At 27.6% G+C, this 11,755-nt stretch carries 11 protein-coding genes; 9 read left to right on the forward strand and 2 right to left on the reverse strand.

Annotation, left to right across the window (positions count from 1 at the left end; translation table 11 throughout):
• The 9 genes from ACRDBA_RS04910 to ACRDBA_RS04950 all read left to right on the forward strand — a co-directional run.
• Positions 1-1,854, forward strand: a 1,854-nt coding sequence (locus tag ACRDBA_RS04910; protein WP_438571805.1) for a molybdopterin oxidoreductase family protein, incomplete at its 5' end; no start/stop codon positions are given.
• A gap of 16 nt (positions 1,855-1,870) precedes the next feature.
• Entirely contained in the window at positions 1,871-2,284 is a 414-nt protein-coding gene (locus tag ACRDBA_RS04915; RefSeq protein ID WP_438571806.1) for a 4Fe-4S dicluster domain-containing protein, read from the forward strand.
• Complete coding sequence (locus ACRDBA_RS04920) at positions 2,284-3,507, forward strand: NAD(P)/FAD-dependent oxidoreductase (RefSeq protein WP_438571807.1); 1,224 nt, start codon at positions 2,284-2,286, stop codon at positions 3,505-3,507. The genes ACRDBA_RS04915 and ACRDBA_RS04920 overlap by 1 nt, the downstream gene beginning before the upstream one ends.
• A gap of 218 nt (positions 3,508-3,725) precedes the next feature.
• A complete protein-coding gene (locus ACRDBA_RS04925) occupies positions 3,726-4,226 on the forward strand; it encodes a DUF4358 domain-containing protein (RefSeq protein WP_438571808.1) in 501 nt (166 codons plus the stop codon).
• A 70-nt stretch (positions 4,227-4,296) separates the two neighbouring features.
• Positions 4,297-5,673, forward strand: coding sequence for an MBOAT family O-acyltransferase (locus tag ACRDBA_RS04930; RefSeq protein ID WP_438571809.1), 1,377 nt, complete (start codon positions 4,297-4,299; stop codon positions 5,671-5,673).
• Between the two features lie 135 nt (positions 5,674-5,808).
• Positions 5,809-6,789: a DHHW family protein gene (locus ACRDBA_RS04935; protein WP_438571810.1), complete on the forward strand. Its 981-nt coding sequence runs from the start codon at positions 5,809-5,811 to the stop codon at positions 6,787-6,789.
• Positions 6,790-6,853: 64 nt separating this feature from the next.
• Complete coding sequence (locus ACRDBA_RS04940) at positions 6,854-6,985, forward strand: hypothetical protein (protein ID WP_438571811.1); 132 nt, start codon at positions 6,854-6,856, stop codon at positions 6,983-6,985.
• A gap of 137 nt (positions 6,986-7,122) precedes the next feature.
• Positions 7,123-8,769 carry a cell shape-determining protein gene (locus ACRDBA_RS04945; protein ID WP_438571812.1) on the forward strand — a complete coding sequence of 549 codons (1,647 nt, stop codon included), beginning with the start codon at positions 7,123-7,125 and terminating at the stop codon, positions 8,767-8,769.
• A gap of 208 nt (positions 8,770-8,977) precedes the next feature.
• Positions 8,978-9,727 (forward strand): hypothetical protein, encoded by a 750-nt coding sequence (locus ACRDBA_RS04950; RefSeq protein ID WP_438571813.1) that lies wholly within the window; start codon positions 8,978-8,980, stop codon positions 9,725-9,727.
• Between the two features lie 59 nt (positions 9,728-9,786).
• Here ACRDBA_RS04950 and ACRDBA_RS04955 read toward each other — a convergent pair whose 3' ends face one another.
• Both ACRDBA_RS04955 and ACRDBA_RS04960 read right to left on the reverse strand, forming a co-directional pair.
• Positions 9,787-10,206, reverse strand: a complete 420-nt coding sequence (locus ACRDBA_RS04955; RefSeq protein ID WP_438571815.1) for a L,D-transpeptidase — start codon at positions 10,204-10,206, stop codon at positions 9,787-9,789.
• Between the two features lie 173 nt (positions 10,207-10,379).
• Positions 10,380-11,755: thioredoxin domain-containing protein (locus tag ACRDBA_RS04960; protein ID WP_438571814.1), on the reverse strand; the 1,376-nt coding region annotated here is incomplete at its 5' end.

Consider the following 11,755-nt stretch of genomic DNA (forward strand, 5'->3'; position numbering starts at 1 on the left):
TCATGGGATGAGGCATATAAAATATTTGTAGATAAAATGACAGGAATTCAAGAAAAGTATGGTAAGGAAAGTGTTGCATTTTTAAGTACTGGGCAAATTCTAACTGAAGAATGTGCATTACTTGGATTAGTTGGAAGAAGCTATATGGGTATTAATGGTGACGGTAATACAAGACAATGTATGGCTACATCTGTTGTTGCACATAAACAAAGCTTTGGTTTTGATTCACCACCTTATACATTAGAAGACTTAGAGCTATCAGATACTATTATAATTATTGGAGGAAATCCTGTAATAGCTCATCCTGTTGCATGGAGTCGTATCAGAGATAATAAGGAAGCTAAGCTAATAGTAGTAGATCCAAGAAAGTCCGAAACAGCAATTAATGCAGATGTTTGGATAGACATTAAGCCAAAGACTGATTTAACTCTTTTATATACATTAGCTAACTTATTAATAGAGAAGGATTGGATAGATAAAGAATATATTGATAAATATTCAGAAGGCTTTGAGGGATTTAAGGAACATGTTAAAAAGTTTACTTTAGATAATGTAGAAAAGGAAACTGGAATATCAAAGGAGCGTGTATTAGACTTAGCCCAAACTATTCGCAATGGAAAAAGAGTGTCTATTTGGTGGACCATGGGAGTAAATCAAGGATATCAAGCTGTAAGAACTGCACAAGCAATTATAAACTTAGCTGTAATGACAGGGAATATTGGTAGACCGGGAACAGGTCCAAATTCCTTTACAGGTCAATGCAATGCTATGGGATCAAGAGTTTATAGTAATACTACTGGATTATATGGTGGTGGAGATTATGATAATGAAAAAAGGAGAAAAAGAGTAGCAGAAGTTTTAGATATAGACCCTGATATGTTACCTACTAAGCCAACACTTCCTTATTCAGAAATAGTTAATAAGGTTAATAGTGGAGAAATAAAAGGTTTATGGGTAATATGTACAAATCCAAGACATTCTTGGGCAAATAATAGAACCTTTAAAAAAGCAATGGAAAAGCTAGAGTTTTTTGTAGTTCAAGATATTTATTATGATACAGATACTGCTGTTTATGCAGACTTATTTATGCCATCTGTACCAGCAACAAAAAAGGATGGTTTTATAATTAATACAGAACGTCGTATGTCAGCAGTGCTTCCTGTATTAGAAAAAGAGGAAAATGAAAAAACAGATTATGAAATATTCTTTGATATTGGTAAAGCTTTAGGAATGGGAGATTATTTAGATAAGTGGAAAACTCCTAAGGATGCCTTTGAACTTTTAAAGGAATGTAGTAGAGGAATGCCTTGTGATATAACAGGAGTTACCTATGATATGCTTAAAAATTCTAATGGAGTACAATGGCCTCTTAAGGAAGGTGAAAAACTTACTTCAGACAATAGAAGATTATTTGAAGATAATAAATTCTTTACACCAAGTGGTAAAGTTAAGTTTATGTATGAAGACGTTGCAGAAAATCCTACATTACCAACAAAGGATTATCCTTATATACTAAATTCAGGAAGAGGAACGGTAGGTCAATGGCATACTCAAACTAGAACTAGAGAAATTCCTTTAGTAGAAAAGGTATCACTTTCTAATTCATATGTTCATATTCATCCAGAACTTGCAGAAGAATTAGGATTAAAGGAAAATGAGAGAATTAGACTTAATTCACTAAATGGTGAATCTAGCGAATTTGATGTAAGAATAAGTAGTACAGTTAAAAAGGATCATTTATATGCACCTATACATTATATTGAAATGAATGCTTTAACACCATCAATTTTTGATACATATTCAAAGGAACCTTATTATAAATGTATAGCTGTTAATATTGAAAAAATTAGCTAATAGGTGGTAAGAAAGTATGAAGAGAATAAAAATAGATAGAAGTAAATGTGTAGGTTGCCTTACATGCACTACAGCATGTATAGTTGCTCATGATTCAGATGATACAAGAACTAGAATTACATTAAATAGTGAAGGTCAATATGCGCCTATATTTTGTAGACATTGCCATAAGCCAGAATGTGTTTATACATGTATGACAGGAGCTATGAAGAAAAATCCAGATACTAAATATGTTGAATATGATAAGTCACGCTGTGCAAGTTGCTATATGTGTATAATGGCTTGTCCGTATGGCGTATTAAAAGCAGATAGGGAGAAGCAAAAGGAAATTATGAAGTGTGATATGTGCCAGAGCACAGAAGAAAAAACTCCGCAATGTGTGGCTAGATGCCCTATGGCAGCTATAACCTTAGAGGAGGTGGAGGATTAATGAAATATGTGGTTATTGGAGCATCAGCAGCAGGTATAAGTGGGGCAAAAACCCTTAGAGAATTAGATAAAGATGCTGAGATAATTTTAATATCTAAAGATACAGAAGTTTATTCTAGATGTATATTGCATCATTATTTAGAGGGGAAAAGAGATATAAAAGCCTTAGACTTTACTGAAAAGGATTATTTTAATAAATTTAATATAAAGTGGATAAAGGGAGTAGAAGTTACAAGCTTAAATCCAAATGAACATATACTAGAATTATCTAGTGGAGAAAGAATTGATTATGACAAAGTTTTAATATCAAGTGGTGCATCATCATTTATTCCACCTATAGAAAATTTAAGAGAGGCTAACAATGTTGTAGGGCTTAGAAATATTGAGGATGCAGTGCTTATAAAGGAGAAAACTAAAACATTAAGAAATGTTGTGGTTTTAGGGGCAGGATTAGTTGGTATTGATGCAGTTTCAGGAATTATTTCATTAGGGGCAAATGTAACTGTTGTAGAAATGATGAATAGAATTCTGACACTTCAATTAGATGCTCATGCTTCAAAGGAATATGAAAAAAGGTTTATAGAAAAAGGAGTTAACTTTAAGTTTGGAGTTAGGGCAGAAAAATTAATTATAGATGATAATAATAATCCAAAAGAGCTTTTACTTAATACAGGAGAAAAAATTCCTTGTGAATTTATAGTAGTTACAGCGGGAGTAAGATCAAATGTAGGATTTTTAAAGGATAGTGGAGTTGAAACAGATAAATTTGGATTAATTATAAATGAAAAAGGTGAAACAAATACTAAGGATGTTTATGGTGCAGGAGATGTAACAGGAAGAAATCCTATATGGCCAACAGCTACAAAAGAAGGTATTATTGCAGCATATAATATGACGGGAAGAGAACTTTTAATGACTGATTTCTTTGGAAGTAAAAATACCATGAGTTTTGTAAACTTACCAACATTATCATTAGGAATGGTGGAAAAGGAAGATGATACATATAAAGAAGAAATTGAAATAAATGAAAATGGATATAAAAAGATTATCCATAAGGAAGGGAAAATATATGGAGCAGTAATTCAAGGAGACTTGTCTTATGCAGGTGTATTAACCCAATTAATTAAAGAAAAAATAGATGTTTCAAAAGTTAAAAAGCCTTTATTTGAAATTGATTATGCAGATTTCTTTAATTTAAGAGAAAATCAAGAATATACATATTAAAAGTATTTACAATAATAGTTTAGCAATTACAATATGTAGAGTGTATGTAATCTTATGCACAAATAATATATTGTAGTTGCTTTAGTTTTATAAATTTTATCTTATAATTATTTATAAAATTCTGCAAAATAATTAAAAAATGTGTAGGAAACGACTACATTTTAATGTATAATGTTTTTGGGCGAGAATTGAGTTTATTAGAGAAGGAGTTAAGAAATATGAAAAAGAAGATAGCTACATTATTAGCAGTATTTATGATTGGAGCAGCAATTACAGGATGTTCATCATCAAAGGGTGGAGATGGAACTTCAACTAAAGATGTTTCAACAGTAGAAATTGTTAATGAAATTAAAGAAGCAATTGAAATGAGACCAACTGGACCTGTAGAAGGTGATTTAGCAAAGGAACAATATCATTTAAATCTAGATGATGTAGAAGAATACACAATAGAAAATGGTATGATGAATACAGGACTTGAATCATTAACTGTAGTTAAAGCTAAAGATGGAAAAGCTGATTCAGTTAAGGCTTCATTAGAAAAAGTATTAGAAGATAAAAAAGCTCAAGCTTTCTATCCTGGAGAACCAGAAGCAGTTGATGCTGCAAAGCTTGAAGTTATAGGTAACTATGTAGGATTATTCATTATTCCTGACTATGAAGGTTCAGGAGAAGATGTTTCAGGTAAGGCTTTAGAGATTTTTGAAAAAGCTGTAAAGTAGTAATTAATAAGATGCTTTAAAATATAGTTTTAAAGCATCTTTTTTATAACTTTTATTATAGGAGAAAGATATGGTATTTAGTAGTATATTATTTATATTTCGATTTTTACCAATAGCCTTAGGGGTATATTATTTAACACCTAAAAAGTTTAAGAATTTATCACTTTTAATATTAAGTATTATTTTCTATTCATGGGGAGAGCCTAAGTATTTTTTACTTATGATAGCGTCAATTATAGTAGATTATTTTGCAGGTATAGGAATAGAACGATATAGAGAAAATAAATCTCTATGTAGAGGTTTCTTAATTTCATCATTAATATTTAATTTAGGAATGTTATTCTTTTTTAAATACTTTAACTTTTTTATAGATAATATAAATAGCATTTTTGATTTAGCTTTAACCCATGTGAAAATAACATTGCCATTAGGAATTAGTTTTTATACATTTCAGACAATGTCTTATAGCATAGATGTTTATAAGGGAAGGGTAAAGGCAGAGAGAAATATTATAAATTTTGGAGCCTTTGTTTCTTTATTTCCACAGCTTATAGCAGGGCCAATAGTTAAATATACAGATATAAATAAGGAAATACAGAATAGAGAAGTAGATAAAAATCAAATAGAAGAAGGCATAGAAATTTTTATATTAGGCTTAGGAAGCAAGGTTTTAATAGCAAATAATATAGGAATGCTTTGGACTGAAGTTGAAAAAATAGGTTTTTCGAATATATCAACAATATTAGCCTGGATGGGCATACTAGCCTTTGGCCTTCAAATTTACTTTGATTTTAATGGTTATTCATTAATGGCTATTGGATTAGGTAAGATGCTTGGATTTAATTTTCCAAGAAACTTTAATTATCCATATATATCAAGAAGTTTATCTGAATTTTGGAGAAGATGGCATATTACTTTGGGATCATGGTTCAAAGAGTATGTGTATATACCTTTAGGTGGAAATAGAAAGGGAAGGAAACGATTATTTTTAAATTTATTTATAGTTTGGTTTTTAACAGGCTTTTGGCATGGGGCAAGTTATAACTTTATTTTATGGGGTCTATTCTTCTTTGTATTTATAAGTTTAGAAAAGATAGCATTAGGAAGATTTTTAAATAAGCATAAGGTATTTTCACATATTTATGTAATATTTTTATTAATAATAGGATGGACATTATTTGCTATTACAGATTTATCTTTATTAAGAGAATATTTTAGAACCATGTTTATTTATAAGGGTGGAAGTGGATGGATATATTATTTAAGAAATTATGGTATAACATTTTTAATAGCATTTATATTTTCTACCCCATTAATAAGTTTGGGATACAAAAAAATACAAGATATAAAATGGTTAAAAACAGCAATATTAATAATTATATTTTTAATTTCAGTAGCCTATTTAGTAGATGCAACATACAATCCATTTTTATACTTTAGATTTTAGGAGGTGCTTAGTAGGTGAAAAAAAAATCCGCTTTTATATAGTTTTTTTATAATTATATTTTTATTAACTATATTAGATGTTGTAAACAAGGATAAGAAATTTTCTGAATTAGAAAATAGAGGACTTAAATCTAAAGTGAAATTTACAGTAGATGGATATTTTAAGGGTGCTTTTTCAAAGGATTATGAAAAATATATAAATGATCAGTTTATCTTTAGAGATGATTGGATTAATTTGAAATCTAGAAGTGAATATATTTTGGGTAAAATAGAAAATAACGGAATAGTTTATGGAAAAGAGGATTATTTATTTGAAAAATATAATATCCTTGATAAAAATAGAGTAATGGTAAATATAGATTCAATAAATAAATATATAGATTCTGTAAATGCACCTGTATCTCTTATGATAGTTCCAAATTCATATGAAGTTTACAAAGAAAATTTACCTAAGGGAGCACCACTAATAAATCAAAATATAGAAATAGAAAGTATTTATGAAAAAATAAATTGTGAAAATGAAATAGACTTAAGAAAGACTATGGAAGATAATAAGGATAATTATATTTATTATAAAACTGATCATCATTGGACTACAGAGGGAGCTTTTATTGCATATAGTAAATTTATAGAAAGTATAGGAGAATCTAAAATTCACTTAGGAAACTATAAAAAGGAAGAGGTTTTAGATTTTTATGGTACGTATTATTCAAAGGCAAAGCCCTTTAATATAGAATCAGATTTATTATCTTATTATGAATTTGATAATATTGAAATGAAAATAGATGACAAGGAATATAATACATTATATGATTATGAAAAGCTAAATATTAGAGATAAATACTCTTTATTTTTATATGGAAATAATCCATTAACTATAATTAAAAATACAGAATTAAAAAACGGAAAAAAGCTGTTGATAATAAAGGATTCTTATGCAAATTCAATGGTGCCATTTTTAACTCAAAATTATGAGGAAATACATGTAGTTGACTTAAGAACATTTATGACAAAAATTACGGAGTATACAAATAATAATTATTTTGATAATGTTCTTATATTATATAACTTTGTAAACTTTGCACGAGAAGCAAGCATAGTTAAGTTAAAAAGCTAAATGACGTACCTTTTAAGATAATGGACATATAATATATTAGAAACTCTTAAAAGGGAGTGATGCTATGAATTTATTACAAATAATATTAATTATAGCAGTGGGAGTACTTATGGCAATAGTAGACGTAATGCCATATATGAATTCTTACAAAGGTAAGAAAGACAATGAAGAAGAAAAAGAAATTGGTAGTAAGTAGGAACTAAATTTTAGTTCCTATTATTTTTATCTAAATTTATTATAAGTGTTTACAAAAACTAAATATTTTTATTATTATTTTATGGTATAATGATTTAATACCATAAAAAAAGAAATTATTAAAATATGGAGGATTTAATGGATAATATTCGTGAAATAAGACCAAAGAAAAGTTCGCCTATTAAGTATTTAAGTTGGCTTGCAGTTGCATTTATTTTTGTAGCAGTTGTACTAGCTTTTAACAGTAAACTTGTTTTAGATTTTAGCTTAAGCTTTTTCTATATAATTGCTGTTTTAATAGGGGTAAGTATAGCATATTCATTTATGACATTTGATAAGAAATATCTTATAATTGCCGTTATTGGAGCAGTAGGATATGTGGGAACTATGATATTCTTTAGTCCACTTTTAAATTACAAGGAACACCGTAATTTAATTGGAGAAGTAAAGGAAATTGAGTTTTCAAAGGAAATAGAACATATTGATTTAAAACAACTTCCTATAATTGATAAGCAAGTAGCATATAAATTAGCAGATAAAAAGCTAGGGGAAATACCAAGCTTAGGAAGTCAGGTTACAATAGGAAATCTAGATTTACAAAGTATAAATGGACAATTATATTATGTTGGACCTCTTGAACATTCTTCATTAATTAAGTGGTTAACAAATACTGATGGAACACCAGGATACATAAAAGTAAGTGCTACAAATCAAAGTGATGTTCAATTAGTAACAGAATTATCAGGACAACCTTTAAAAATGAAGTATTTAGAATCAGCTTATTTATTTAGTGACTTAGATAGAGCTGCATATTTAAGAGATATGAAAGCAGGTCACACTGATTATACTTTTGAATTAGATGATGAAGGAAAGCCATATTGGGTTATTACAAGATATGATAATGCGGTAGGTGTAACAGAAGCTAAGGCTATAGGAACATTAATAATTGATGCTCAAACTGGAGATTCTCAAATTTATGATATTGAAAATACACCAAAGTGGGTAGATAGAATTCAACCAGATAGATATATAAAAAATTATATAGATAAATGGGGAGTATTAGTACATGGAGTATTTAACTTTGGAGACAAGGATAAGTTAAAAAGTACTGAAGGTATGAACTTAATATTTAATAATGATGCATGTTATTACTACACAGGAATTACATCTGTTGGTAATGATGAAGGTTTAGTTGGGTTTACTTTAACTAACACAAGAACTGGAGAAACAACTATGTATAAGACTTCAGGAGCTACAGAAGTGGCAAGTATGAAGTCAGCAGAAGGTAAGGTTCAACAATTTGGATATAAGGCAACATTCCCTTATTTAATCAATATTCAAAATGAACCAACATACTTTACAACTCTTAAGGACTCAAATGGATTAGTAAAACAATATGCAATGGTAAATGTTAAAAACTATAACATTGTTGGAGTTGGAGACTCTCTTCAAGCTACATTAAATAAATATCTTGAAGGATTAACTAATACTAATATTTCACTAGAAGGAAGTAGTAGTGAGGAAACTTTTGAAGGTGAAATTGAAAGAATTGGATTAGTTGTTAAGGATGGAACTAGTATATATGATGTTAAATTAAAAGGTAATGATAATATATTCTCAGTTTCAACAGAAACATCTAGAGAAGTTGCTTTAAGCTCTGTAGGAGATAAAGTAATTGTTAAATATATAAAAGTAGGAGAAGGAAGATTTGTTTTAACAAATACCTTTGAAAACTTAAATCTTAAAGAACAAAATATTCAAGAACAACCTAAACAAGAGCAGTAACAAAAATAGACACTATGTTTTAAAAAACTAGTGTCTATTTTTATATTCAAGTAAATATAGGAAAGAAAAAATATAAAATTATTATTGAACAGATAAAAAGAATACCTCCTTAGATATGATTTATATCAGAAAATAATTAAAGCTTAAAAGTTATATGAATATAGTATAGATAATATATTTAACTATATAAATATTGTAGGAGGATTCAATGAATAATAAAAAAATCAGTGAATATAATGGGTTTAAAGAATTATATGTAGTAGATGAAAAATATGGAGATGTAAGCAAGGATGGTGAAATAGATAAGGTATATTTATTATCAAGGAAATCTGGTGGATTTAATAGCATTTTTGAAGAGGATATTAAAATTGTAATAGATGATAGAAAAACTGGAAAAGAAACTATTATTCCTTTAGAAAATGTAAATGGATATAATTTTAATATTTTTCTTGGTGAATTTACTAATGAACATACACAAGATATTTTAATTAGAGGGCTTAAATTAGGGGAGCAAAGATGCTCATATGCTTATATTTACACCTATGAAAATGAAAAATATAATGAAGTTTTTAATACTGATACCTTTTATAAAGAATATACCTGCGAAGTGAAATATAAAAATAATTATATTGTAGAGGTAACTTGCAAAATAACAAACTCAACATATGTTATTGATATAAGCCATAATCCTAAAATGTATTTAGATTTAGTTTATGATGAAAATGGAAATGTTAAAGGTAATCCTAAAGCAGAAGTAACTTATCCAAAGGCAATATATCCAGTTAATGATGGAGAGGAAGAAATAAACAAATTAATGATAATTCAAAGAATAATTGGACAAACCAATTCAGACACCTTAGGATTTATAGAAACTGAATTGATGTGGGACGGAGAAAAGTTTATGCCAGATATACAATTAGCAGCAATATTTGCAGATAAGATAGGCTATAAGATATAATATTATAAATTAAAAGCTTTGAAGGTTAAAAAATAAAACTTCAAAGCTTTTTAATATCATTAGGTAATATGAATGCCAGTATTTCTAGGAATATTATCATAAATCCACTTAGCATTTTCAGTAGCAAGTCTAACACAACCATCAGTTAAATTCATGCCTAAACGAGAATCACGAATAGATCCATCTAAATTATATATTATTGAGTGAAAAAGATAATTTTCTTTAATTTGAGTATAATATAAACATTTATATCCTCGATTCACACCGAAATATGGTCCCTTTTCACCTACTGTAAAATCACCTTTAATTGTAGGAGCGAAGAATTTTCCTACGCTGCATAAGTAACTAAATTTAATTTTCCAATTGTTTTTAGACCCTTCAAAAATATTTGTTCTATAATTTTTTGTATCTACCCAAATAAAATAACCTGTAGTACTTGAAAAATTATTAGAATTTACAAAGGTTGAGGCAGTTTTCATATATTCTTTATCAAAGAATATATTTGATGAAATATAATAGGTTCGATATTTAATATTTTTATAGAGGTTTTTTAATGAAGAATTAATTTTATTGACCATAAAAACTCCTATTTTTATAAATTTATATAATATAATTTATAAAAGTAGGAGTAAAAGTGTTAATAGAATTAATATTATATATTTAGAATATTGCTGCATTCTATTAATTTATTATTTTTAAACAAATAATAAGTAGTTTTATTATTTAAAATCTTATAATCTTTAGTATAAGGAGCTAAAGATAAAAGTTTTTCCTTATTATTAGGTGTAATTAGGAGGATATTTAAATTTGGAATAAATCTATCGCTAATTAAGAGTCTAAGATCATTAGGGATTTCATTATCTTGTGATATACATATAATATCTGTGGAATGATATAAATTTTGAATTAATGCACTTAAATAAAATGTGTAATTCACAGGTGCTTCACTAACCTCTGCGTAAAAGACTTTAAATTGCTTTTTACAAAAATCACTAAGATAATCATCTTTAGTTAAATGATTAAGCTTAACTAAAACAAAGGCTGCAACAGAATTACCTGATGGTAATTCATTATCTTCTATATATTTTAGGTTTAAAATTAGAGGATCATAGTATTTAGAAGAGAAAAAGAAACCATTATAATCAAAATCCCAAAATAAATTAATCATATCTTTTGTATAATTTATAGCGTCCTCTAAATAATTAACATCAAATGTAGATTCATAAAGATCAATTAATGACCAAATAAAATATGCATAGTCATCAAGATACCCCCAATTTTTAACGGTATCCTTTGTAGTACTTCTTAAAAGATTATTTTTATTATCTATAAGATTATCCTTTATAAATTTATTGTTTTTAATGGCTAATTCTAAGTAATCTCCATTATTTAAAATTCTATAAGCTTTAGTGTATGCAATGGACATTAAAGAATTTACATAAGTAATAATTCTAAAATCCTTTAGTAGAGATTTTCTTTTTTTCCTAAAAGAGCATACCTCTTCTTTAAGCCTATTTATATCAGTATTTATTTTATTAAAATTATAGTTATCTATTAGATTTAATATATTTTTATTATTAAAGTTACCTTCTTTAGTAATGCCATAATAATCATTAAAATAGCTTCCGTCTTCATCTCCTAAAAGATTTATAATTTCAGAATAATCAAAGGTATAAAAATCTTCATCTTTATTAGAAATACCTAGATTTTCAGAAAAACAAAAACTGTAGTTATCATTAATCATTTCTTCATTAACATATTTCAAGGTGTTTTCAATAATTATCTTATAAAGAGGAGACTTAGTTATTTGAAATATATCTAAATAAGAAATAACTAGTAATGCATTTGTAGATAGAGTTTTTTCAAAAAAGGGAATTAACCACTTTTCATCAGTAGAGTATCTTAAAAATCCGCCTGCTAAATGATCATAAAGACCACCCTTATACATTGAAATAAGGGTTTTTTCAACCATTTCTGTCGGATTAATCATATTTTCTGTTATACCAAATTTCAATAAAAAAATTAGCT

The sequence above is a fragment of the Clostridium sp. genome (assembly GCF_051654825.1).
Lineage (GTDB): Bacteria > Bacillota > Clostridia > Clostridiales > Clostridiaceae > Clostridium.

Bases quoted from the DNA above. Each gene is read 5' to 3' on its own strand.
- ACRDBA_RS04915 (WP_438571806.1), top strand. From the start codon at position 1,871: ATGAAGAGAATAAAAATAGATAGAAGTAAATGTGTAGGTTGCCTTACA.
- ACRDBA_RS04920 (WP_438571807.1), top strand. From the start codon at position 2,284: ATGAAATATGTGGTTATTGGAGCATCAGCAGCAGGTATAAGTGGGGCA.
- ACRDBA_RS04925 (WP_438571808.1), top strand. From the start codon at position 3,726: ATGAAAAAGAAGATAGCTACATTATTAGCAGTATTTATGATTGGAGCA.
- ACRDBA_RS04930 (WP_438571809.1), top strand. From the start codon at position 4,297: ATGGTATTTAGTAGTATATTATTTATATTTCGATTTTTACCAATAGCC.
- ACRDBA_RS04940 (WP_438571811.1), top strand. From the start codon at position 6,854: ATGAATTTATTACAAATAATATTAATTATAGCAGTGGGAGTACTTATG.
- ACRDBA_RS04945 (WP_438571812.1), top strand. From the start codon at position 7,123: ATGGATAATATTCGTGAAATAAGACCAAAGAAAAGTTCGCCTATTAAG.
- ACRDBA_RS04950 (WP_438571813.1), top strand. From the start codon at position 8,978: ATGAATAATAAAAAAATCAGTGAATATAATGGGTTTAAAGAATTATAT.
- ACRDBA_RS04955 (WP_438571815.1), bottom strand. From the start codon at position 10,206: ATGAAAACTGCCTCAACCTTTGTAAATTCTAATAATTTTTCAAGTACT.